This window comes from Bacillus sp. 179-C3.3 HS, assembly GCF_047229225.1.
In the GTDB taxonomy this organism is placed as follows: domain Bacteria; phylum Bacillota; class Bacilli; order Bacillales; family Bacillaceae; genus Bacillus.
On record NZ_JBFEFT010000019.1, the window covers coordinates 1 to 25,598 of the forward strand.

Consider the following 25,598-nt stretch of genomic DNA (forward strand, 5'->3'; position numbering starts at 1 on the left):
AGATGAGTGACCTCAATACTGACATCACCAAAGCGTGCAACACCCCAGTCTATAGGTGCAAGCATAATGATCATAAATACAGGGATCAAGGCGATCCGAGAAAGTGTAATTTTATTTGGTAAGTTAAACATGATATCCATTCCTCCAATAATGCATTTTTTACCTATATAATAGTAGGAACAAAAGAAAAGTCATCTACTTGCTTAAGATGACTTTTCCTTTCCTTTATTCACAATCACAATGTTTTGTGTCATGGTGTTCTTCGGATCTAATTCATACTTAAGTGTCTCGTCATTGACTTTCATATCAATTCCAGACGCATTCCCTAGACGAATATCGACTTGAGAGAGGTCAGTCAGATCCGTTTTAAAAGACTCGCCACTTGCCAATTCGCCCATCTTCAGGACGTTTCCAGATTCATCTCTTACACGCAACCATGAAGCTTGTGTGGCAGAAATCGTTAACTCCATTTCATCTACACCTGACACTTCATACGTTGTTGTTGAACCTTCAGTATTGATCGGCTTAATAGATACGGCCTCATCATCTTTTGCTGTTTCTTCTTTTTCAGATGTCTTATCTTGATCATTTGCTGCATCTTTTTCTTTTTTCTGTTGATCTTCCGCTAATGATGAGTCCTTAGACACCTCATACTTTGATTCCGATTGCTGAGGAGCTTCTTGGTTCTCCTTTGGACCGCTATCTTGGTTTACGGCTTGAACGATCACATAAATGATCGCGATCACCACAAGAATACCACCAATGATTAAGATGGTCGGCAATAACTCTAACACCTTTGAAGCAGGCTTTGGCAGCTCTCTTTGAGGTTTGATATTCGATAATTTATCCGATACTTCATCGTTATACGTACTTGGTACATCTTTACGAAATTCTTCGAACAATTGTTCAGGGTTCAGTCCAACGGCTTCGGCATATTGTTTAATAAACGCTCTGACGTAAAATTTACCTGGAATAATATCATAGTTTCCTTGTTCGATTGCTAGCAAATAGCGCTTTTGGATTTTGGTTGCCGCCATCAGATCCTCAAGCGACATCCCTTTTTCCTCTCTGGCCTCAACGAGCCGTTTTCCCAATTCAGTCAAAACAAACACCTTCCATTACCATATTAAAAATTGAAGCCCGTAAAACCAGAATGGTCAAACACTTGCGGCTCTTCAGCATGTTCATATGTAATTTCTTCATCTGCACTATTACGTAATTCAATGATATAGTCGAAGTCATCCATCGTATATTCTGAGTTTTGAATAAAGATATCTGGATGCTCCACCACTTTCGTAGCAGGCAGTCTCATAATTTCTCTCAACAGCTGTAAGTGCTTTTCTGAACCTCTTCTTGTAGAGACAATCCCATCAATAATAAAGACGTTATCTGGGCTATATTCATCAGCAATCAGTTGACTGCGAATCGTTTGTTTTAAAAGTGTAGACGACACAAATAGCCATCTTTTACTCGCACACACACTTGAAGCCACGATTGATTCTGTCTTACCAACTCTCGGCATTCCGCGAATACCAATCAGTTTATGACCTTCTTTTTTAAAGAGCTCCGCCATAAAATCCACAAGTAGTCCAAGCTCGTCCCTTTCGAATCGGAACGTCTTCTTGTCATCCGCATCACGTTGTATGTATCGTCCGTGACGAATCGCCAAGCGGTCACGAAGTTTCGGTTGTCTTAATTTCGTTACTTTTATCGTTTCCATTGTATTTAAAATTGATTCAAGGCGCTTAATTTGATCTGTATGGTCACAGCGCAAAAGCATTCCGCGTCTTGATACATCAACACCATTAATTGTCACAATATTAATTGAAAGCATCCCCATTAAAGAAGAAATGTCTCCTAAAAGTCCGGGACGGTTTACTTGGATCTCATATTCAAAATACCATTCGAGCTTTGCCAAATGATATTACCCCCTTCATTGTGGCAAATTTTTACCTTCCTATATCATAAAGCATTTTCACGTTTTTAGAAAGCACAATGTTGTGAAACAGTCAAAATAAAAAGAGAGGCGCAGACGACCCCTCTTTTTGTTTAGTGTGAGCTGTTATTTTCAACAAGCTTCACCATCATATTTGCAATGGCACGCTGTTCATCCTCTGATGCCACGCTCCAAAGGTCAGCTAGTACTCTTTCCTGCTCATTCTTTGCTTCAACTTCATTTGCTAGATATCCGCCAATTTCATACGCAAGATTATTGATGGTATCATCTGATAAACCTTTGTCATGTGCATGATTTAAACGGTCACCTAAAAAGTTTTTCCATTGATCCCAGTTTTCGAGTACAGACATGTCCATTCCTCCATTCGAAAAGATGAATTACAGCCATAGCATTTGTCATGGAGGGATGAATTATACACGTTTTTTAGCAGTACCAGCCACCATTTACAGATAACACTTGGCCTGTGATATATGTTGATTGTTTAGACATGAGAAACCAAATCGCATCTGCAATTTCCTCAGGTTTAGCCAGCCTGCCAAGCGGGATCTCTTCTTCTAGCATCTTTAGATCCTCTTGTGAAAAGCTTTGAAGCATATCGGTCTGAACAGCTCCTGGAGAAACGGCATTCGCTCTAATTCCGCTTGGGGCAAGTTCTTTTGCCAAGCCTTTAACAAATGCATTTTGCGCTCCTTTTACCATGCTATAGAGCACTTCACATGAGGCACCAGTTTCTCCCCATATAGAGCTGATCATGATAATGGCCCCCTCTTTTTTTTGGACCATTGCTGGTAAAAGCAGTTGCGTAAGTTCGTATGGACTTGTGACATGTAGTTGTACCATATCGGTTAGTTCATTTTTCTTTGTATCTGTCACTAAACCAACATGACTTTTGCCGCAATTGTAAATCAAAATATCTGGATCGTGTGGTAAGCGGCGAACAAGTTCATTCACGCCATTTGCATGAGATAAATCAGCTTGAACAACGTACGTTTGAATTCGATATGTCTCTTCCAAATAAGCAGAAAGACGATCCACTGCCTGCTGATTTTGATGATAATGCAACATAAGGTGGCACCCTTCTTGGGCAAGCCTTTTGGCTGTCGCCTGCCCAATCCCGCCACTGGCACCAGTAATAAGCGCCCAATTGCTCATAAATCGTTCCTACTTTCTATATAAAATGCCTATTCTTTTCGTTTGAATGGAAACCAGTTTGCTGATCCAAATAGTTTCACCATCACTGGTACGAACAATGGTAGCACAATAAGTGCATACAGCAATAGCCCTGTTAAAACAAGGGTGCCAATCTGTAAGAGAGACAATACACCAGAAGGGAGCATTGCTGCAAATGTTCCTGCCAAAATGACAGCCGCTGACATGATGACAGACCCCATATTCTTCATTGATTCAGTCATGGCCATCTGAATGTCTTTTGTTCGATATTCATTGAATCGTTCCATTAGGAAGATCGAATAGTCAACACCAAGCGCCATCAAAATAACAAACCCAAAGAATGGAACCGCCCAGTTAATGCCCGGATACCCAAAGAAGTGAATGAAAATAAATTCGGTTACCCCGATGGCTGTAAAATAAGTCAAGATAAGTGATGCGACTAAGTAAAGCGGCATTACAAGTGAACGGAATAAAATCACCAAGATCAGGAAAATCCCGATCATCATATAAAGAACCGTCTTATTAAAATCTTGATCCGACATTTGTTTTAAATCAGCGTTCATACTAGTGACACCTGCAACACCAAATGAAGCATCTTTCAAGTTCGTTTCAGGTAGCGCACGTTTAAGCGAAGCTTCTACTTCTTTTATTGTCGACATGGCTTCATTGCCATAAGGGTTTTTTTCTAAAATGACATCGATCTTTGTCAATGTGCGATCATCAGACATGTATGAGTCAAATACTTGTTTGAATGCTTTATTATTCAGCACATCTTTTGGAATAAACCAACCAGCCATATCTTGATCTGGTGCATTCTTCAATTCATCTAAGTAGTCACCTGCCCCCATTAGACCGCTTGAAATTTCCTTCAGGCCATCCACACTTGCATTTAGACCATCTGTCAGCTTCGTGAGATCATCACCAAAGCTGCCAATTTTATCTTTCATTTGTTTTTGACCGTCAATGATCTTTCCTGCCCCATTTTCAAGCTCCGGCATTTTATCCGCTATCTGCCCTTGCCCTTTAGCTGTTTGATCAAGGCCATTTTCAACTTGTTCTAACCCATCAATAAGCTGATTGATTTGTTTTGTAAAAACAGCTTGTTGTTCGGAAGCTTTTGCGATAAAGGCATCGGCTGATTCAAGTTGTTTTTTTGCGTCTTTTGCTTGTTTTGCGTAGCTATCTGCCTGACTCGCCCCTTCTTTTAGCGTAGCAGAAAGCTCGTTGTATGATTCTTTAATCGCTTGATATGATTCATTTTCTTTCACCTGTGGAATTTGCTTTTCTAGTGTACTGAATTGTTGATTTGCTTGACTAATCAATGCTTTGACATCCGCTGCAGCAGAGGATGATGTATCAACTTGCGATAAGGCTGCCTTTAATTCTTTTGAAATGGTTTGATAAAGAGCGACTTGCTGATTCACTTGTGCTACTTGATCGGTTAATTCCTTTTTCGCACCCTTTATCTCTTCTTTAATGGCGCTAACACCTTTTTTGTTTTGATCGATCCCGTCTTTTAACTGCCTTAACGCTTTCTCAACGTTTTGTATGCCTGACTGTACGGATTCGGTACCAGTAATTAATTGGTTAATGCCTTTACCAGATGATTTGATTTGTGGTGTTTGCTCTTCGATGGATTGACTCATTTTCGTCAAAGCATCCTCGATCTTAGCCAATCCGACATGACTCTGATCAAGTCCAGTATTTAGTTGTTCGGCTTGCGTCTTGACATATAAATCATTCAGACCTTTTCCAACAGGACGGGTTGCACTTCTGACTTTACTCACCCCATCAGTTTGTTCAATCACACGACTTAATTTTTCGATCGCAATCAGTCCTTCGTTTGTATCAAGGGCATCAGACGTTTTGACGACAACTGTCGCTGGAAGTGCTTCACCTGGTCCGAACTTGTCAGAAATCGTTTGAAATGCACTGACCGATTCATATTTATCACCAATTTCATCAAGGTTGTTGTAAGAGAGTGTCCCCTTATACATGAGAATTGGCGGAAGTGTAATGATTCCTACGATCAATAAGCTAAAAAGTGGTTTCTTAAATGAGAAACGACCGGCTGTTTCCCATATTTTTGATTGCGGGTGAGCGATGTCGCCTTTAATTGGCCAAAATAAAACTTTCCCTAAAACCGCCATGAAAAATGGAACAACGGTCAGGAGTGCCACTATTAACACAGCGACTCCAACTGCAACTGCCACCGCTGATTGATAAAGCTGGAATTGAGCGAAACCAATACATGTGAATCCAATAAGTACGGCGATACCACTGAATAAAACGGTTTTACCCGCCGTTTTATATGTCGTCATAATGGCTTCTATTTTATCTTTACCGTGAGACAGTTCTTCTTTAAATCGGCTTAAAAGTAAGATGCAGTAGTCTGTTCCAATCCCAAACATAATCGCCACCATAAAGATTTGCGTAAATGTCGAGAGCGGAAAGTCTACATATTTGACTAAATACGCCACAATGGACTGACTCACCAAGTAAGATAGTGCGACGGTGAGCAATGGGACGAGCGGAGCCACTGCTGATCTAAAGACAAGCACGAGAACAATTAAGATAAAGCCAATCGTAATATATTCTGTCTTCTTCAAACCCTCTTGAGAACTCGTCAGTACATCATTGTCAATGAACGGCTGACCTGTCATTTCATATGTCAGATTGAGGTTTTTAAGCTTTTCTTTGACTCTCTCTTGAAAAACAGACGCTTGAATTTTGTTCGAATCATATGTCAGTGGGACAAGGAGCGTCGTTTCATCTTTTGAAAGCATTTGTTGTTTGATGTCTTTGTTCGCTTCAAAATAAGAGGTGATGTCCTCTACATGAAGGTCTTTATCTTTTTCTAAAATCTCTATCGCTTTCTTTAATGACGCTTCTCTTTCCTTTACAAGATTTTTTTCTTGAAAGACAAGCACGATTGATTCTTCGGCATCCCCGTTTTCAGACATTTGCTTGAGTAATTGATCAGCATATGAAGACGGGTACTCTTCCGGTACGGAAATTTGACCTTTTTCTTTTGTTAATTGTGCCATATTAGGAGCAGTGATGAATAACACGGCTGCTAATACAACCCATAAAATGGCGATGAGCCATCTACCCTTAATGATTGCTCTCATGAGTGTTGTGTTCCTCCTCTTCGGTGATGATCTGGTAAAGCTTTTCATAGGTTTGAATAAATGACTCCATTTCCTTCTCTTCTATCTTTTCAAAATAAGACCGAACGAGCTGTTGTAGTTGTTTTTCCATTCGGCTCACAACATTCTTTCCCTCTTCGGTGACATACAGGTGCACATTTCTTCTATCGACTTGATTGTGTTCTCGTACAATGTAGTGTTTATTAAAGAGTCGATTGGTCATTGATGTCACGGCACTTTTGTTGACATTACAAGCGGTGGCAAGGTCTGTTGAAGTACATCCTGGGTGTAAATTGATATATCGTAATGAATAATACTGGTCAAGTGTCAGTTCTTTATCGAGCTTTTCAGCAATTAAACTCGCCACTTTCTTCTCCATCATAATGTAGACATCTGCATATCTCTGAATGAGTTGTGCAATTTTATTTTCTTCCATCGGCTGCTCCTTTTTAGTTTAAGTGTTTAACTATTAAACAGTTTAACTAATAGCCAAAACTCTTGTCAATTCATATTCCTCTAATGAAAACACTTTCATTTTATTTGAATGAAAAAAGACAAACTCCTTCAAGAGTTTGTCTTTTTGATCATTTATTTCGTTTTGGCACGACTTTGAAAACAGACATCCGCTCTTCACTAATTTCTTCATCTAAAATTTGCTGAATGTCCTGTAATTGAATTTGCTCTAACATCGGCACGACATCAAATAAGCTCATCTCTAAAAACGCATATCTCGTAAATTGATTGGCGATGTATTCTGGTGAGTTCATGGCTTTTAAGAAGCTGCCGATTTTTTTCTTGCGGGCGAGTTCAATTTTTTCTTCAGTCATTAAGCTCTTTGCCTGAAGCAAGGTTTGCTTTAATTCCGCTGCTAGCTGATCAGGGTCGTTTGTATCTCCACCAATGGAAGTGAAACCAAAACCACCTTCCTCTGTATAATCGTAGCTGAACGTTTCGTCAATCAAACCTTTTTCATACATGTTCTCATATTGCAAAGAGCTTTTGCCAAATAGCGTCTCTAAAATCAGATTCATCCCAAGTTCGTGTTTTAATAGCTGTTTGCCCAATTTATCAGGGTTTTTCGTTTTTAAGCCAAGTAAGCATTTGGCACTTTGAACGTTCATCGGCAGTTCATATTCTTGACGATACACCTTCTCAGGCTCATTGATTTGTTTCCGCTTAATTTCAGGCTGGTCTGTAAAGGGCTTTTTCGCTTGGTTCGATCTTACTTGTTCTAAAATTTGCTTCGGATCAACAGGACCAACAACGAAAAGCAGCATATTGCTCGGGTGATAGAACGTTTCATAGCATTCATATAGATGGTCTTTTGTGATAGGAGCAATACTTTCAACTGTTCCAGCAATATCGATTCTGACGGGATGCTCTTGATACAGGTTTTCAATTAAGCCAAAGAATAAACGCCAGTCTGCGTTATCGTCATACATATTGATTTCTTGACCAATGATTCCTTTTTCTTTTTCAACCGTTTTTTCTGTGAAATAGGGATCTTGCACAAAATCAATCAGTGTTTCAAGGTTTTGTTCGACATTTGAGGTACTTGAGAATAAATAGGCCGTTCTCGTAAATGTCGTAAAGGCGTTAGCAGATGCTCCTTGTTTACTAAAGGTATGGAACACATCACCGTCCTCTTTTTCAAACAGCTTATGTTCTAAAAAGTGGGCAATACCGTCTGGCACACGGATCATGTCCTTTTGACCTAGAGGCACAAATTCGTTATCGACCGAACCATATTTGGTTGTAAAGGTGGCGTATGTTTTGTTAAATTCTTGCTTCGGCAGGACATAGACGTCTAATCCGTTCTCCATTTTTTCGTGATAGACTGTCTCTTGCAACTGATCGAATTGAATTGTCTTCACCGTCATGAAACACCCTCCGTTCCTTTGAGAAAATAGGTCGTATCCCATTCAATTTTCTGACCGACTTTGATGATGTCCTCTTTTGTCACTTGCTCTAACGCTTCTAAAAAGGAATCAAGGGTCTGTCCTGTTGGAATAACCGCCTGCTGATATAAATATTCGGCTGTACCATAAGATGTATCAATGGTTTCTAGTAGCTGATTTTTGACTACAGCCTTTGTTTGCTCGATCGCCTCGTCTGTAAAATCTCCTTTTTGCATCGCTTCAAATTGCTCTTTAATGATCTCAACCGCCTGTTCGTAGTTAGCGACTTCAATCCCCGACATGACCATCATTAAGCCTTTAAAGCTCTCTAGTCTTGAAACTGCATAGTATGCCAGACTGGCTTTTTCACGTACATTGATAAAAAGTTTTGAATGCGAAAAGCCGCCAAATATTCCATTAAAAAGATGAAGGGCTGGATAATCTGGATCAGCAATCGTGGTGTGGGTGCGAAAGCCGATATTTAGCTTACCTTGCTTCACATCTTCTTCATCTATCACTTCAATTGGTTCTTTTTGTGAGCTAGATGTTTTGTCATTTTGCTTCACCGGCTCTCTTTCACTCGTGTTAAAGTAAGTGGTGATCATTCGCTCGATGTCCTGTTCATCAACATCTCCCACCACGTACAGATCAAGCTGGTCTGTTTGAAGGGCTTGTTGATACGCTTCAAACAGCGTGCTGGCTGTGATGGCTTCTACATCTTCCATTTCCCCGTTAACGTGAAGAGCATAAGGCTCCCCTTTACACATTTCTTGTACAAGCCGCAAGTTAGAATAACGCATTTTATCATCATAAACCGCTTGAATTCGCTGTTTTAACGTCCGCTTCTCTTGCATAACATATACATCACTAAACACCCCATCTTCTAGATAAGGATGGAATAAAAGATCAGCTAATAGTGCAAATCCCTTTTCTAGTAAAGGCGTTTGATCTTTTAAATATTTTTCATTCGCCAATTCTAAGCGAAATGTAATGACATGATGTTCTCCCTTTTTCGCCATGTCTGCTGAAACCGTTGCGCCATATAACTCATCAAAATAAGCGCGTAACTCGCCTGTTTTCGGCATTTTTTCTGTTCCTCTTAATAGGACATGCGGAAATAGAGAACGCAACGTTACGTTTTCTTTAGAAAGAGGCGCCAGCATTTTAAATTGGATCGTAACCGTTTTAAATTTTTCTGTTTTGACGATATGTGTATGAAGACCGGGTGTTTTGATTGTCTTCTCTTGTAAATATGTCATGAGAAACCTCCTTTGTTCATCCTAATTATTATGTATTAATACCTAGCTGATATATACGTGAAACAGCCATTTAATAGTCATTATATCAATCAGAGGAAAGGATAGGAAATAAAAACGCCTCTGCAAACGCAGAGACGCTGGTGATTATTTTATTTTAAATGGCCACCAATTCCATTTACCAAAAATACGTACCATGACTGGTATAAATAGTGGCAATACGACATAGGCGTACAGCAGAAGTCCAATGAGGACGACGGTTGCAATTTGAACAAGTGACAGTACACCTGAAGGCAGCATAGCGGCAAACGTTCCCGCTAAAATAGCGACTGCTGAAATAATGACTGAGCCCATGTTTCTCATCGCAGATATCATTGATGCTTGTACATGCTCGCCCTTCCATTCATTAAATCGATCCATAAGGAAGATCGAATAATCAATCCCGAGCGTCACAAGAATCACAAAGCTGAAAAACGGAACGGCCCAGCTGACGCCATCGTATCCAAAGATTGTTTTAAAAATCCACTCTGTCAATCCAATCGATGTAAAATACGTAAGAATGAGCGATAGAGTTAAGTATATCGGCATGACGATTGAACGCAATAATATAATTAAAATGAAAAAGATGCCAATTAACATAAAGATCACTGTGCGTATAAAATCACCGTCAGATGTTTCTTTTAAGTCAACATTTAAACTTGATATGCCAGATACACCATAGTTTGCATTCTTCAAGCCACTTACTGGAAGGTATTGATCCAGCGTGTCCTCAATTTTAGCGACACCTTTCATGGCTTCATTGCTGTATGGATTCACATTTAAAATAACTTCAAACGTTGTTAATTTACGATCTGGAGACATATACGTATTGAATATTCGTTTAAACTCTGAACGTTTTAATACTTCTTCTGGGATAAACCAGCCGGTTATTTCTTCATCCGGTGCCTGTTGTAATTGCTTGAGATAGTCATCTGCTTCTGTGAAGCCACTTTTGACTTGCTCAAGTCCTGTAATACTTTCATCTAACCCATCTGTTAAGACGTTCAGTTTGGATGAAAGCTGGTTAAATCCTTCTTTTAATGTCTTTTGACCGTTTGCAAGCTGGTCTGCCCCATCTTCAATTTTAGGCATTTCTTTAATTAATTGTTTTTGTCCTTTATTTGTTTGCTCAAGTCCATCATAAATTTGATCTAGCCCCGTCATTAATGCTTGTACTTGCCGTTTGACGTCCTCTTGTTTACTTGACATTGTTTGAATGACTTCATCTGCTTTCTTGATTTTCTCATTAAATGCAGATGCCTCTTCTTCATATGTGTCCAATTGTTTTGTCGCTTGATCTACGATCTCTTTAGAGTCTTTGAATACCTTCTTAATGTCTTGATATTCATCCATATCCTTAATTTCTGGCATTCGTTTTTCAAGCGCTTCGAAAGAGATATCCTCGTAAGATTTTTTGACTTTCTTGATCGTTGTGATGAGCTGTTGGTTTGATTTTGCATGGCCCTTAAATTTTTTGACCATCGCCTCTAGGTCTGTGATCATCGCTTGACTGCTTTGATATTCTTGCTCTAGGTTTTTTTTCGCTTCTTTGATTTTTGTTCGAATGGTTCCGACTCCATCCTTACTGCGCTTGACTCCATCTTCTAAAGCAATCAATGATTCTCTTACTTCTCCGACGCCACTTTTTATAGCTTTTGTGCCATGAATCAATTGATCGATACCTTTAGCAGAGTTTTGAATTTTCGGCTTTTGTTTTAGAAGCTCCAAATTTGCTTCTGAAAGACCATCAGAAATTTGTCCAATTCCTTCATGTCCTTTGCCAAGCTCTCCCCCTAGTTCTTTCGCTTGGGAAGTCACGTATAGCTGACTTAATCCATCTCCGACTGGCCGTGTGACACTTCGGACAGCCTTGACCTCATCAATATCTGATAGTTTACGGGTCAGCTTTTCAATCATCACTATGTTTTTCTGATTATCTAACGCATTATCACTTTCAACTAGTACGTTCAGTGGAAGTGCTTCACCAAAGCCAAATTGCTCTGATATTTTATTAAAAGCGGACACTGATTCATACTTTGTTCCAATTTCATTTAAGCTGTTATAGGAAAGATTCCCATCATACATGATAATAGGTGGCACGGTAATGAATGCCACAACTCCTAAGCTAATGAGTGGTCTCTTAAATGAAAAGCGACCTGCCATTTCCCACATTTTGCTTTGCGGATGATGGATATTCTCTCTTTTTGAAGGCCAAAACAGAGATTTTCCAAAAACAGACATAAAAAACGGAACAATGGTGACAAGAGCGATCAGTAAGATCCCCACTCCTACAGCCACACTAACGGCTGATTGGTACAGCTGGAATTTGGCAAAACCAATACTGGAGAAACCAACTAATACAGCTAGCCCACTAAAGAAAACCGTTTTTCCTGCACATTTATAAGTGACAATAATGGACTCTTGTACATCACGTCCTTGCCCGATCTCCTCTTTAAACCGGCTTAAAAGTAAGATACAGTAATCTGTTCCTATACCGAACATAATCGCTACCATAAAAATCTGAGTGAAATTAGATAGAGGAAATTGGGTATATTCCACAAGAAAAGCCACAATACTCCGGCTGACTGCGTAAGAAATACCAATCGTAATAAGTGGAACAACAGGTGCCAAGATCGATCTGAACACAATGATTAAAATAAAGAAAATAAAAATAATCGTAATAAGTTCAGTTTTCTTCAGACCTTCTTGGGAGCTTTTGATAACATCTGAATCCACAAATTTTTGACCCGTCATTTGGAATGAAACGTTATAGGGCTTTAAAACTTCCTCAATTTGATCTTTAACTTTCATAGCTTTTGTTTCGTAGTGGTCGAATTTGAAAGGAACAAGAAGTGTACTTTTATCCTTTGATAAAAGTTGGTTTTGAATGTCCGGATCTTCATGAAAATACGAAGTGATTCCGTCAATGTGGAGTTCTGGAGCATGCTTTATGAGTGTAGTTAAAGCCTTTTTTAATTCCTTTTCTTTCTTAGGGAATAGTTGTGGCTCGGAGAATACGATGACACCAGTGTCTTTTTTACCGTCTTTACCTGACAGCTTATCCAATAGGTGAAGCGCTTCAGATGTCGGTGTTCCCTCCGGAACCTTTAATTGCCCTTTTTCCCTTGTTAAGTCTTCTAGATCGGGCGCAGTAAAAAACAGAACAACAGCTGTTATCATCCACACCACTAAAATCATCCATCTTGCTTTAATAATTTGCAACATAGCTGCTTCAAGCTCCTTCTAGTTCATCAATCAATTTGCTGTTTTGAGCGTGTCTGAAGTGCTGACTGCGACTCCTTCAACGTGCTTATAGCAGGATGACCTATTCAATTGTCTTTTCGTGTTGAAGAAACACACATCCATCATCATCCACGAGCTCCTTTTCTGACTAAACAAAGACAGAAAATGAATGTAATAAAAAACACCTCCAATTGGATTAATTTAAAAATATTACTATACATTAGTTTAACTATCAAAATTTTACATGTCAATTTATAAAAAAGAAAAAAGATGGCAAATTGCCGTCTTTTTTCTATGTTTAAACCGTTTTCAATTGTTTCCTTTCATCTTTTTCATCTGGCTGGATGAAAAACAGCACCAAAAACAATGAAATAAGACTACAAATGGTCGAGAGGATAAAAACAATGGAGTCTCCTTGATCCATAAGATACGCATAAATTGGCGGTCCTAACGCGACGCCGATAAACCTCATGCTACTATAGAAAGAAGTGATCGTTCCACATTGCTCCTTTTCAATTCCTTCTGTAATGAGTGCATCAAGAGCAGGAAGTGTAATACCAATCCCAATCCCACCAATACTCAAACAGATAAATAATAAATAAAAACTGTGATTCCACCATAAGAACATATATGAAAGAGATAAAAGAGCCATGCCAACAATTAAATAGATTCTCATTTTACCCTTCTCGTTTCCGATCGTCTTGCCAGCGATGTAGGAACTAATGGATAAAAAAAGGAGTGGGATACTAAGAAGGAGCCCTTTCTTGACCCCTTTTATCTGATAGGCTGTTTCTAAATTATCAGATAAGTAAAAGAGCACACCAAAAAGAAGAAACATAATAAAACCGCCAATTCCAAAGATAGCATAAAGCCAGCGGCCTTCATGTTTAAAAATCTTCTTTGTTGACTTCAAAAATTCTTTAAATGTTGGTGATTCCTCTTCTCTTTTCGCCGACTCGACCATAAACAACACCATCAGAAAGCTTGTGATGGAGAATAACGGAATAAACCAAAACGGCATAAACCAAAACCAAGAAGCTAATAATGCACCGATAATGGGGCTTAGTACCTTCCCTGCTGTATTGGATGTCTCAATTGCACCAAGACCAGCGCTTACCTCTTCATCTTTATGAAACAAATCACCGATAAACGGCATAACAACTGGCGCTGCTCCTGCTGAACCAATCCCTTGAAGAACCCTTCCGAATAGTATCCACATATAAGGCTCCTTCATCATAGTTGAAGCAACGGCTGCCACAGCACCTCCAAGTCCGGCAATTAAAAGGCATGGAAGGAGCACCTTTTTTCTTCCAATACGGTCAGACAAATATCCAGCAACTGGAATACATAAGATGGCAACAACGGAATAGACCGTGATAATGAGAGAGACTTGAAAAGATGTAATGGAAAGTTCCTTTTCTATCGCTGGCAATACTGGTATCAACATGGAATTGCCAAGTGTCATGATTAAAGGCACTGATGATAATGCAATAATATTCTTTTTACTGACTGTTTTCTCGCCCAACATCGTTCACCCAATTCTGTATACTGTTACTTGATAGTGTGGCAAGTTCTACAGTAATTATGTATGGGTAAACAAAAAGCAATCGCTGAAGGAGCGACTGCTTTGTTAAAATCGTTTACGAATGACATGAAAGCTGAATTTATCCGCTCGAAAGTAGTTGAGCGAGTATAAGACCGGCTGATCATCATGATCATAATGCATTTGCTTTAGTAATAAAAGTGCCGTTTCAGGATCACAATCTAATATAGGTGAGACTTGATCGTGATACCCAATTGGTTCAATATCTGCCACAGCATATTTGATCCCACTGTGTGGTTCTCTTCCAAACAGCTCAAATAATGATTCTTCTTCATGCGTAAAAGAAGCGGGTAGATGTTTCACAGGTATTTTATCTAAACAATACACAACAGGTTGTCCATCCGCCGTTCGAACACGCTCCATCGAAAACATGACATCTGATTCGTCACACTGAAAACGAATGACATCATTTTCTGTAGGCTCCCCTTCTTGAGAGGACAAAAAGATGGTCCCAGGTGTCATATTCACCTGCTCAATCATTTTCGTGACACTTGTCAACTGTTCAATACCTGTTGAAAAAAGCGGTCTAGAGTTTACAAAGGTACCTACACCGTGCCTTCTAATCAAATATTTCTCTTCTTCTAATATACGAAGGGCTTCGCGCAGTGTTGCTCTGCTTACACCTAATTGCTTTGAGAGCTCAAACTCCGAGGGGAGCTTTTCTTTTTCGGCATAAACGCCATTTTGAATATCCTCTTTAATACGGTCAATCACTTTCAAATATAAGTGGCGATTGTCTGTTTTGGTCGACATGTTTTCCCTCCGTCAAATCAATGCAAATGATAAGATGAGAAATCTATAATCCGAGATAGATGAACATAACTATATCATGTTTTTGAAAATAAATAAATAGTCTGATATTCAGTTTACATAATGTATATATCGTTAACTTTATTTTAGGAAAGCCCTCTTCTTATGAAGAGAGCTCGTCATACTGTTCTTTTGAAAGAAGGACTTCTCTTGGTTTACTACCTTCATATGGTCCTACAACGCCCCGTTCTTCCATTGCATCTATCAAACGTGCCGCTCGGGTATAGCCAATGCGGAATCTCCTTTGTAGCATCGAGACAGAAGCTGTTTGCATACCGATGATCAATTCAACTGCCTCATCATACAAGTCATCATCTACTGCCGCAAGCTGATCTTGTGTCTCTTCACTTGGAATCATTTCCTCTTGATATTGGGCTTTTTGCTGTGTGATCACATGATCAACCACATGTTCTACTTCTTCATCTGATAAAAAGGCGCCTTGTACTCGGACTGGCTTGTTCGAACCAACAGGTAAAAACAGCATGTCCCCCCTGCCAAGTAGCTTTTCAGCGCCCCCCATATCAAGGATGGTTCTTGAATCTGTTTGTGAGGACACGCTAAATGCAATACGAGATGGGATATTCGCTTTAATGACACCTGTAATAACATCTACAGACGGTCTTTGAGTGGCAATAATCAAATGAATACCAGCAGCACGTGCCATTTGAGAGAGTCTCGTAATGGAATCTTCTACATCAGATGAGGCGACCATCATTAAATCAGCAAGCTCATCGACGATGACAACAATATATGGCAGCTCTGGCTGTTTGGCTTCTTCTGTTTGATTCATGCGCTTTATGTAATCATTATATCCCTCGATGTTTCTCGTCCCCGTATGAGAGAACAATTCATACCGGCGTTCCATTTCACTCACCACTTTTTTCAGTGCTTGTGATGCTTTCTTCGGAGCCGTTACAACTGGAGCCAATAGATGCGGGATGCCGTTATATACATTCAGTTCAACCATTTTCGGATCAATCATCATCATTTTCACTTCATGAGGCTTTGCTCTCATGAGAATACTTGTAATAATGCCATTAATACAGACACTTTTACCGCTTCCGGTCGACCCTGCTACAAGCAAATGGGGCATTTTGTTCATTTCTGCCAGTACCGCTTCTCCGGAAATATTTCGGCCAAGTCCGATTAAAAGTTTTGCATTTGGGCGGTCATTTTGTTTTGATTCTAATACTTCTTTTAATGACACCATCGCAATTTCTGCATTTGGCACTTCTATGCCGATGGCTGATTTGCCCGGAATCGGCGCTTCGATCCGAATATCTTTTGCTGCTAGCGCAAGGGCAAGGTCATCACTTAAATTGACAATCTTACTCACCTTCACCCCAACATCCGGATAGACTTCGTATTTTGTGACAGCTGGTCCTAAGTGAACTTGTGTGACTTTTGCTTTCACACCAAAGCTTTGAAAGGTTTTTTCAAGCTTTCTTGCATTTTCGTATATGTTTTTCTTATCTGTTTGCTGGCCGGAATGCTGCGGCTCTGCTAACAGATCAAGAGACGGCAATTCGTAATCTTTATTCTCAAGTTCCGTAAACGTCATTGGTGGAGCTTCTTTTGGTTCGTCCATTGTCTCTTGAGATGCTTCGTGTCTAGTCTGATCAATAGGTTCAGCATCTTTTTTGACCTGCACATGTTGAACCGGAGGCGTTATCATATCATCCCTGTCTGCGAAGCTTGAAATGATTGGCTGACTATTGTCAGAAACCAAGGTTTCCTCCTCGGGAATCAGTTGATCATCTTGTTCAGTTTCTTGAACACGTGAACGTTTTTTCTTTCCAGTTGTTTTCTGTGCAGTTGTCTGTTTACTTGCTTGTCTCATGTCTTTCATATCTTGGACAAACGCCTTCCACTGCTTGATCAAAAATTGTGCAATCGGCAGGGTCACTTTTTTCATCATTTCTTGCAGTGATCGGTTGGTCAATAAGACAATTCCGATTAGCATGAGCACAATCGCCATGATTTGAGATCCTGCTTGTGCAAATAAGAAATATGAAGCAGCAAACAAAATGGCACCGATCATTCCGCCTCCTAAATCAGGCGAGCCCGTTTGACCCTTTATATCCATTAAGAAGAGCTCAAACGTATTCCGTATGACACTTTGAGAGCCAATGGCCCCTGCTGTTGATAAATGCTGAAAGAGCTTGACATGTGATAGTAAAAGGATACTCGCAATGATGCAGTAAAGCCCTGCTTTCCTTCTAGTAAACACATCAGGAATTTGTTTTTTCCAAAAGATTGTCACACCAAAAAGGAATAAGGCGATCAGGCAAAGGATAAACCATTCCCCTGCAAAGAATCGGAACACATATACAAAGGTTTGTCCGACGACACCTAGCTGCAAAATGGCAATGATTGCTATGGCAATACAGACTAACCCATTTAACTCGAATTTCAGTTTTAGTTGTTTATTTTGTTTTTTTCTTGTCTTACGTTTTCTCTTTTTTGCCATTCTCATCACCTTACTACGAAAGAAAATAGAACTTACGAAAAGATCAGAAAGAAAGCAGCCTAGCACGGGCTGCATCTGTTGTAAGTTTTCCCTCTATTATAGCATAGATTCATTCATATGCGTTGGTTTGATTGGTCCCTAAATTCAACTTCAATCGCTTGCCTGGTGCGAGCTCTTGATTAAGAAAATCCATTGGATTGGTACTCATGATTTGAACAATTTCTGCTTCATCTTCTTTCATTTCAACCATGACAGGTACGCCTTGAATTTGTATCTCCTTTAATTTGCGGTCGTCATTCGTATCTGCGTAAATGGCTTCGTATGGCATAGGTGTATATAAGATCATTGAATCAGCCCCTCATTTTGAGATGCTCTTTCCTTGATTAATTCATTTAATTTTTTTATCGCTTGTCCGACGCCACCTACTTCATTCATGAGTCCGTATTCAGCTGCTTCATGACCAATCACATTTGTCCCGATATCCCTCGTCAAATTCCCTTTTGAGAACATGAGCTCTTTGAACTTCTCTTCTGTAATGCTTGAATGCCTTGTGACAAAATTAATGACACGTTCTTGCATTTTATCTAAATACTCAAAGGTTTGCGGTACACCAATGACTAATCCTGTGAGACGCACTGGGTGGATGGTCATTGTAGCGGTTTCTGCAATGTATGAATAATCACACGATACAGCAATCGGCACGCCAATCGAGTGACCGCCCCCTAGTACGATGGATACCGTTGGTTTTGATAAAGACGCAAGCATTTCGGCAATGGCTAATCCAGCTTCCACATCTCCGCCTACTGTATTTAAAATGATTAAAAGACCTTCAATTTTTGGGTTTTGCTCTACTGCAACGATTTGCGGTATGACGTGTTCATATTTGGTTGTTTTGTTTTGTGGCGGGAGCTGCATATGACCTTCAATCTGGCCAATGATGGTGAGACAATGTATATTCGTATCTTGTGGTAATTGGGGAACAGCCGTTTCACCAAGCTGTTGGATTTTGCTCATAATGCTATCTTTTTCTTCTGACTTTCGCTCAGACGGTTGTTCATTTTTTTCGTCCATCTGTCTCCATCCTTTCCTAGATGCTCTCCTCCTATTATGAACAAGAAGACCTCATTCCATCCGGCTTTCCTTGCCCCACATCAAAAAAGCCCAAAGAGCTTTTGCTCCTTGGGCTTTGCCGTTACACTTCCATAATGATTGGAATGATCATCGGCTTTCGTTTTGTTTTTTCATATAGGAATTGATTTAACGCATCACGCATGGATTGTTTCAGTGTTGACCATTCAACAACGGAGTTTTCCGTTTGCTCTTTGACAATGCCTTTGACGAGCTCTGTCGCTTTGACAATCAACTCTTCAGATTCTCTCACATAAACAAACCCTCTTGTGATGATTTCAGGTCCAGAAATTAATTGTTTCTTTTGTTTATCAAGTGTAATAACGACAATGAGAATGCCATCTTGAGACAAGAGACGTCTGTCACGCAATACGATATTCCCAATATCTCCTACACCAAGTCCATCAATTAAAATGTTCCCTTGGTGAACCTTTTCACCGATCTTCACGTTTTGCCCTCTGAATTCAACGACATCCCCTTTATCAATCAAGAAAATGTCACTGCGCTTCATGCCTACTTCCTCTGCAATACGGGAATGTGCTTTTTGCATACGGTATTCTCCGTTTACAGGGATCAAATACTTCGGCTTTAGTAGATTGAGCATCAATTTTAGTTCTTCTTGACAGCCGTGTCCGGATACATGTACACGTTTTTGGGCAAAAATCACATGTGCGCCACTTCTTGTGAGGAAATCAACGGTTTTTGAGTACGTCAATTCTTGTCCTGGTAGAGGAGTTGACGCAATCAAGACTGTATCACCTTTTTCAATATGGAGCTGTTTGTGATTTTGTTTAGCCATTTTTGTTAATGCAGCAAGCGGCTCGCCGTAACTTCCTGCTGTTAAGATGACCACATCTTGCTTCGCCATCTTTTTTACTTCTTGCACTGGGACAAATAATTCTTCATCTGCTGTCACATAGCCTAGCTTGATCGCAAGTTGCAGGGTTGTCATCATATTCTTTCCAGCAACCGCTAGCTTACGATCATTTTGAATCGTTGCATTAATGATTTGCTGGATACGATTAATATTAGAAGACGAAACAGCTACAATGACACGATTTTCAGCATTGTACATTGCATTTGAAATTTCGTCTTGCACAATCGCCTCAGACGGTGTATACCCTGGTTTTTCAGCATTTGCACTATCTGAAAGAAGGGCCAAAACGCCATTATTCCCGATTTTTGCAATCTCTCCGATGTCACAGGCTTGGTTAAGCGCTGGGGTTTGATCAAATTTAAAATCACCTGTGCATACGATAGAACCAAGAGAGGTTTTTAAGCTCACTCCCACAGAGTCTGGGATGCTATGATTCGTTCTAAAAAATGATACCTTTGTTGTGTCAAATGTAATGACCGATTTCGCATGTACCTCACGTAAATCCGCTTTTTGATTGAAGCCATATTGCTTCAGCTTTTCACGAAGTAACGCAAGGGTCAGTTTTGTTCCATAGACTGGTACAGACAATTTACTTAAGCAATGGAATACGCCTCCAATTGCCTCATCATGTCCGTGGGTAAGAAAAATTGCTTTCACCCGATCAGCTCGTTCAGTTAAATAAGAGATATCAGGAATGACGACGTCAATGCCTAACATTTCGTTTTCAGGATGCATTAAGCCAGCATCGACAACGTAAATGTCAGAGTCAATTTCAATGACATATAAATTTTTCCCGATTTCCCCAACGCCTCCCAGTGCAATAATTCTTACGTTCTCTGTATTTTTCTTTTTCAAAATTCTTATCCTCCTAGTCTCAAGCCCGTCCATCATCGCTTAATGCTATTATAACTGAATCTAATTTTAGAAAACAAGATGAAGTCACATTTTAAGAAAGTGTTTATGTATAAAAAGCGGTCATCCTCAGGGACATCTGAGAATGACCGCTTCCGAAATTTGTTTTGATCAGCTATTGAGTACGCTGCTTAAATTCAGTCTCTCTTCTTCCGATAAAGGCAAAAGCGGGAGACGAACAGATCCGACATCCAGTCCTTTAAGCTGTAGGGCTGTTTTGACAGGTGTTGGATTTGGTGCTGAGAAAAGCTGGTTCATAATCGGGAGCAGCTTTTGATGAATCAATGCTGCGTTTGCTGTTTGACCAGAAGCATAGCTCTTTAACATTTGCTGCATATCCAGTCCTACGATATGGGAGGCAACCGAGACGACCCCTTTTGCTCCAACAGCAACAGCAGGAAGTGTTAAGCTGTCGTCACCTGAGTACACATCGAAATCTTCAGGTGTTTCTGCAATGATCTTTGTCATTGCATCTAGATCACCGCTCGCTTCTTTAATCGCAACAATGTTTGGGATTTGTGCCAATTTAATCGTTGTTTCAGGTGCTAAAGAAGCAACTGTTCTTCCCGGTACATTGTAAAGCATGACAGGAAGAGATGTAGACTCGGCAATGGCTTTAAAGTGTGCATACATGCCTTCCTGTGATGGCTTGTTGTAGTAAGGAACGACAAGCATCACTGCATCGACGCCAGCTTCTTCTGCTTTTTTCGTTAATTTGATAGACGCATTTGTGTTGTTACTACCCGTTCCTGCAATGATTTTACAACGACCGTTCGCTAATTTCACTGATTGCTGAAAAAGAGCGACTTTTTCTTCAGTTGATAAAGTTGGTGATTCACCTGTTGTCCCTGCAACAACGAGAGAGTCACTGCCATTTTTTAATAAATAATCAATGAGAATTGATAGTTTTTGGAAATCAATGTTGCCCTTTTTATCAAAAGGTGTAATCATAGCTGTTGCGATATTTCCGAAATTCATTTTTTTCACCTCATCATGATTCAATCACATTTATCTTGAAAGTTCAAACACTTCGTGCAGGGCATTTACAGCCGCTCTCAAATTTTCTTCATGCACTAAAACCCAAATGGTCGTATGACTATCGGCTGATTGTAGAATTGGGATGTTTTGTTCAGAAAGAGCCGATACGATTTTAGACGTAACACCTGGTACCCCCATAATTCCAGCGCCTACAGCAGACACCTTTGCACAATTGGACGTAACGATTGGTGTGTAGCCAAGTTCTTTCAGAATGGCTGTTGCCTTTTCAGTCATTGCGCCGGTCACCGTGTACACAATTTCACTCGGTGTAATGTTAAAGAAATCAACACTGATTTGTGCATTTGCCATCGCTTTAAAGACCTCTGTTTGGACGCTGTATTGCCCTTCTTTTGCCGGCACTTTGATTTGTGTCACGTCATTCACATGTGCAATCCCAGTAATGAGGCGGTCATACACATCATGACTCATTTTATCTGAGTAGTGTGACGTCACGAGTGTACCCTCATCATCAGAGTATGTTGAGCGGACCCTCATGGGTACTTTTGCTTGCATAGCAATTTCGACAGCTCTCGGGTGAATGACTTTAGCGCCTTGATATGCGAGGTTACAAATCTCTGTATACGTGACCACTCGAAGTGGTTTCGCATTTTCAACGATACGAGGATCTGCTGTCATGACACCTGTTACATCAGTGAAAATGTCAATGAAATCTGCTTGTAATGCAGCTCCTAAAGCAGCAGCCGATGTATCACTCCCACCTCGTCCGATTGTTGTGACGTCGCCATTTTTCGCCGCCCCTTGGAATCCAGCCACAACTACGACATCGTGTTCAGAAAGGGTTGCCTCGAGACGTTCACATTTCATGTCAATGATTTTCGCACTCGTATGCTCTTGATCGGTTAAAAATCCTGCTTGTGCACCGGTCATCGCCACCGCCTTTACACCATGTTCGTTCAGCATGCTTGAAAACACAACAGCTGAAATATTTTCTCCGCAAGAGACAAGTAAATCTTTTTCGCGGTTTGTCATGTGCTGTGCATCCCCATAAAGCAATCCAAGCAGCGTGTCCGTCGCATAAGGATCACCTTTTCGTCCCATTGCCGAAACCACGACGACCGATTTATAACCTTTTTCTTTTGCAGATAAGATATGGGCAAGCGCCCTTTTTCTCCCTTGATCATCTTTGACAGAAGTCCCGCCAAATTTTTGGACAATTATTTTCACTGTTTTCACTCCAAGTTCATTCTGACGTAACAGAAGAGAGCAGGCGAAAGATGCCTAACTCTCTTCTATTCGTCCTCATCATCCATTGAATCTTACACTAATTTTAATGCTTTTAAGCTTTCTGCAATTTGAACTGTGTTCCATGCAGCGCCTTTGAGCAGGTTATCAGATACAATCCATAAATGGAACCCATTTGGACGGTCCAAATCTTTCCGAATGCGGCCGACAAATACGTCATTTTTTCCAACAGCAGCTGCAGGCATTGGATAAATTTGTTGAGATGGATCATCTTGTAACGTAATACCTGGTGCAGCTTTTAGTGTTGACTTAATGTCTTCTACTGTTGCGTTCGTTGCATCCAGTTCAATGTAAACCGATTCTGAATGGCCTGTTTCAATCGGAAGTCTCACACATGTAGCCGCTACTTCTAGCTCTGGCATGTGCATGATTTTTTTCGTTTCATTGATCATTTTCATTTCTTCAAATGTATAACCATTGTCTTGGAATTTATCAATTTGCGGAATCGCATTAAATGCAATTTGATAAGGCATGACTTCTGGTGTCACATCTTCTTTATTTATAATAGCCTGTGTTTGGCTATATAACTCATCAATCGCTTCATTTCCCGCACCTGATACAGCTTGATAGGTGGAGACAATGACCTTTTTCAAACCATATGCTTGACGAAGTGGTTCTAGTGTCGCCACCATTTGAATGGTTGAACAGTTAGGGTTTGCAATGATTCCTTGATGGTCATTCAAATCTTTTTCGTTTACCTCTGGTACGATGAGAGGGGTATTTTCGTCCATACGGAAAGCACTTGTATTGTCAACGACAATAGCGCCTCGTTTGACCGCTTCAGGAGCTAGCGCCTTTGATACATTTCCTCCAGCACTAAATAATGCAATGTTTACTCCTTCAAAGCTTTCAGGTGTTGCTTCTTGAACGGTATACTCTTGACCTCTGAATGTCACTTTCGTTCCAGCAGAACGTTTTGAGGATAGTAGAGTAAGTGTATCCAATTCAAAATCTCTGTCAGCGAGTGTTTTTAATATTTGTTGACCGACAGCCCCAGTCGCTCCAACTACAGCTACATGTAATCCTCTTCCCATCAGTAAAACTCCTTCCGATCCATCCATTCATACTTTTCCTACGGATGGTCATCCTATGACTTTTTACATTTTATTTTACCATAGAAAAGCGAGGCTTGAAGTATATTTTTTGAATCTTTCATGATTTTCTAGTCATTCTATTTTTCGTGAGACCCAATTAAAATGGGCTGGATTTGTTTATGCTGGAGGGCTTCCTCGACTGTTTTGGAAAGAAGATCCATATTTGCTACCATCGATGTTGGCTTTTTGAATGGGTCATCTTGACCGAATGGAATAAAAAAGATATTCTTTGTCGACATCAGCCTCATCAGATTTGTACCATTTAAGCCTAGTGCATCGTTAGTCGAGATGCCTAACACGACTGGACGATGGTTTCGAATGGTTGCCTTTGCTGCCATTAAGACAGGACTGTCTGTCATCGCATTTGCTAATTTTGCCATTGAATTGCCTGTTAAAGGAGCAATCACCATACAATCAAGTGGCAGCTTAGGTCCGAGTGGCTCTGCTTTGACAATTGAGTCAATCACTTGAAATCCTGTTAGTTTTTCAATCCGCTCAATCCATTCGGCGCCTTCTCCAAATCTCGTATTCGTATTTTGTACTGTAAATGACACCACAGGGCGCACTTCTGCTCCTTGATTCACCAGTGATTCAATTTGTGGAAATACAGCTTCATACGTACAATGGGAACCGGTTAAGCCAAAGCCAATTCTTTTCCCTTTTAATGTTGTCATGATTCCATTCCCCTTTTCTCCTCTGCAAGTTCACATAAGAGTCCAGCAAGCACTTTTGCAATGATTTGTCCTGCAGTCTTTGGAGCGACAATCCCCGGAAGACCTGGTGCAAGTAGTGCCTTCACTCCGTGCTTTTGTGCAAAGTCAAAATCCGTTCCGCCTGGCCGGGAGGCGATATCCAAAATCAGTGTTTTAGGTGTCATATTGACGATGACAGATGAGTCAATGACTAAACTTGGAATCGTATTAATCATAATATCAACATCTGCGACTTCTTCTTTTAAACGATCCATCGCAAATGGTTCAACCCCCATTTCAAAGCCTCTTGCTAAATGCGCGGTATCAGCCGCACCTACTTTGACTTCAGCACCTAGCGCTCGAAATGTTCTAGCAATTGTGAGCCCTGTTCTCCCAAGCCCGAGGACGGCTACATGCGAACCATGGATCGTATAGTCTGTTTGCTGAATGGCCATCATGATAATTCCTTCGACTGTTGGAATAGAGTTATAAATGGCAATGTCATCTCGCTCAAACAGCTTGACAAGCTTGCGGTTCACCTGCTTTGCCAGATTGTCTAAGTACGTATTCGAAATACCTGAGTACAAGGTACAATGTGTAGGGGTTCTTTCTAAACAATCAGCTTCTAGCACAACTTTCTCATTTGAGAAAACTGTGGCAACGACACCTTCATCTGTTGCGCCTGATACTGGCAAGATCATGCTGTCTACCTGTTCAAATGGTAGCTCTGACATTTTCAGTTTTTCAGCACCGATAAAGCCATGATCTAGTTGATCAAACCCGACTAAAAACACCTTGGCATGCTGCTGTGACAGCTTGCGAATGATTTCAAGCTGTCTTGCATCTCCCCCGATCACCGCAACCGTTAAACCGCTCAACATACTGACCGTTCACCTTCTTTATTTAAAAAAGTCTGTAATTTTTTCTGAATCTCCCTTTCAGCATATGAGGAGAGGTTTCAGCCTGTGAACAATTCCCGTAGAGAAAAGAAAAAGAGCA

Annotated in this window: 21 protein-coding genes; all 21 read right to left on the reverse strand. The window is 40.3% G+C overall.

Annotation, left to right across the window (positions count from 1 at the left end; all coding sequences use genetic code 11):
* The coding region (locus tag AB1K80_RS12290; protein WP_412856965.1) for a CDP-alcohol phosphatidyltransferase family protein at nucleotides 1–131 on the reverse strand (131 nt) is incomplete at its 3' end.
* 72 nt (nucleotides 132–203) lie between these two features.
* Nucleotides 204–1,103: a helix-turn-helix domain-containing protein gene (locus AB1K80_RS12295; RefSeq protein ID WP_412856910.1), complete on the reverse strand. Its 900-nt coding sequence runs from the start codon at nucleotides 1,101–1,103 to the stop codon at nucleotides 204–206.
* Nucleotides 1,104–1,126: 23 nt separating this feature from the next.
* Nucleotides 1,127–1,918, reverse strand: a complete 792-nt coding sequence (locus tag AB1K80_RS12300) for a DUF3388 domain-containing protein (protein ID WP_412856911.1) — start codon at nucleotides 1,916–1,918, stop codon at nucleotides 1,127–1,129.
* Nucleotides 1,919–2,049: 131 nt separating this feature from the next.
* The gene (locus AB1K80_RS12305; protein ID WP_412856912.1) at nucleotides 2,050–2,307 is read right to left on the reverse strand and encodes a DUF3243 domain-containing protein; all 258 of its coding nucleotides are present in this window, start codon (nucleotides 2,305–2,307) and stop codon (nucleotides 2,050–2,052) included.
* A gap of 73 nt (nucleotides 2,308–2,380) precedes the next feature.
* Nucleotides 2,381–3,109: an elongation factor P 5-aminopentanone reductase gene (ymfI, locus tag AB1K80_RS12310; protein ID WP_412856913.1), complete on the reverse strand. Its 729-nt coding sequence runs from the start codon at nucleotides 3,107–3,109 to the stop codon at nucleotides 2,381–2,383.
* 29 nt (nucleotides 3,110–3,138) lie between these two features.
* Complete coding sequence (locus AB1K80_RS12315) at nucleotides 3,139–6,258, reverse strand: MMPL family transporter (RefSeq protein ID WP_412856914.1); 3,120 nt, start codon at nucleotides 6,256–6,258, stop codon at nucleotides 3,139–3,141.
* Nucleotides 6,242–6,712, reverse strand: a complete 471-nt coding sequence (locus AB1K80_RS12320; RefSeq protein WP_412856915.1) for a MarR family winged helix-turn-helix transcriptional regulator — start codon at nucleotides 6,710–6,712, stop codon at nucleotides 6,242–6,244. The genes AB1K80_RS12315 and AB1K80_RS12320 overlap by 17 nt, the downstream gene beginning before the upstream one ends.
* Nucleotides 6,713–6,860: 148 nt before the next feature.
* Nucleotides 6,861–8,156, reverse strand: coding sequence for an EF-P 5-aminopentanol modification-associated protein YfmH (gene yfmH, locus AB1K80_RS12325; RefSeq protein ID WP_412856916.1), 1,296 nt, complete (start codon nucleotides 8,154–8,156; stop codon nucleotides 6,861–6,863).
* Nucleotides 8,153–9,433 (reverse strand): EF-P 5-aminopentanol modification-associated protein YfmF, encoded by a 1,281-nt coding sequence (gene yfmF / locus AB1K80_RS12330; RefSeq protein WP_412856917.1) that lies wholly within the window; start codon nucleotides 9,431–9,433, stop codon nucleotides 8,153–8,155. Before yfmF ends, yfmH begins: the two co-directional genes overlap by 4 nt.
* 144 nt (nucleotides 9,434–9,577) lie before the next feature.
* Nucleotides 9,578–12,694, reverse strand: a complete 3,117-nt coding sequence (locus AB1K80_RS12335) for an MMPL family transporter (RefSeq protein ID WP_412856918.1) — start codon at nucleotides 12,692–12,694, stop codon at nucleotides 9,578–9,580.
* Nucleotides 12,695–13,010: 316 nt separating this feature from the next.
* A complete protein-coding gene (locus tag AB1K80_RS12340; protein ID WP_412856919.1) occupies nucleotides 13,011–14,240 on the reverse strand; it encodes an MFS transporter in 1,230 nt (409 codons plus the stop codon).
* 102 nt (nucleotides 14,241–14,342) lie between these two features.
* Nucleotides 14,343–15,068, reverse strand: coding sequence for a GntR family transcriptional regulator (locus tag AB1K80_RS12345; RefSeq protein ID WP_412856920.1), 726 nt, complete (start codon nucleotides 15,066–15,068; stop codon nucleotides 14,343–14,345).
* A gap of 160 nt (nucleotides 15,069–15,228) precedes the next feature.
* Nucleotides 15,229–17,595 carry a DNA translocase FtsK gene (locus AB1K80_RS12350; protein WP_412856921.1) on the reverse strand — a complete coding sequence of 789 codons (2,367 nt, stop codon included), beginning with the start codon at nucleotides 17,593–17,595 and terminating at the stop codon, nucleotides 15,229–15,231.
* Nucleotides 17,596–17,704: 109 nt separating this feature from the next.
* On the reverse strand, nucleotides 17,705–17,941 hold the full coding sequence (locus AB1K80_RS12355) for a YlzJ-like family protein (protein ID WP_412856922.1): 237 nt from the start codon (nucleotides 17,939–17,941) through the stop codon (nucleotides 17,705–17,707).
* Nucleotides 17,938–18,666, reverse strand: coding sequence for a ClpP family protease (locus tag AB1K80_RS12360; RefSeq protein WP_412856923.1), 729 nt, complete (start codon nucleotides 18,664–18,666; stop codon nucleotides 17,938–17,940). Before AB1K80_RS12360 ends, AB1K80_RS12355 begins: the two co-directional genes overlap by 4 nt.
* A 121-nt stretch (nucleotides 18,667–18,787) precedes the next feature.
* On the reverse strand, nucleotides 18,788–20,455 hold the full coding sequence (rnjB, locus tag AB1K80_RS12365) for a ribonuclease J2 (RefSeq protein WP_412856924.1): 1,668 nt from the start codon (nucleotides 20,453–20,455) through the stop codon (nucleotides 18,788–18,790).
* A 168-nt stretch (nucleotides 20,456–20,623) separates the two neighbouring features.
* Nucleotides 20,624–21,490 (reverse strand): 4-hydroxy-tetrahydrodipicolinate synthase, encoded by an 867-nt coding sequence (gene dapA, locus AB1K80_RS12370; RefSeq protein WP_412856925.1) that lies wholly within the window; start codon nucleotides 21,488–21,490, stop codon nucleotides 20,624–20,626.
* A gap of 30 nt (nucleotides 21,491–21,520) precedes the next feature.
* Entirely contained in the window at nucleotides 21,521–22,735 is a 1,215-nt protein-coding gene (gene dapG, locus AB1K80_RS12375) for an aspartate kinase (RefSeq protein WP_412856926.1), read from the reverse strand.
* 92 nt (nucleotides 22,736–22,827) lie between these two features.
* The gene (gene asd, locus AB1K80_RS12380; RefSeq protein WP_412856927.1) at nucleotides 22,828–23,847 is read right to left on the reverse strand and encodes an aspartate-semialdehyde dehydrogenase; all 1,020 of its coding nucleotides are present in this window, start codon (nucleotides 23,845–23,847) and stop codon (nucleotides 22,828–22,830) included.
* Between the two features lie 137 nt (nucleotides 23,848–23,984).
* A complete protein-coding gene (gene dpaB / locus AB1K80_RS12385; RefSeq protein ID WP_412856928.1) occupies nucleotides 23,985–24,581 on the reverse strand; it encodes a dipicolinate synthase subunit B in 597 nt (198 codons plus the stop codon).
* Nucleotides 24,578–25,480 carry a dipicolinic acid synthetase subunit A gene (dpaA, locus tag AB1K80_RS12390; RefSeq protein WP_412856929.1) on the reverse strand — a complete coding sequence of 301 codons (903 nt, stop codon included), beginning with the start codon at nucleotides 25,478–25,480 and terminating at the stop codon, nucleotides 24,578–24,580. The genes dpaB and dpaA overlap by 4 nt, the downstream gene beginning before the upstream one ends.
* Nucleotides 25,481–25,598: the final 118 nt, after the last annotated feature.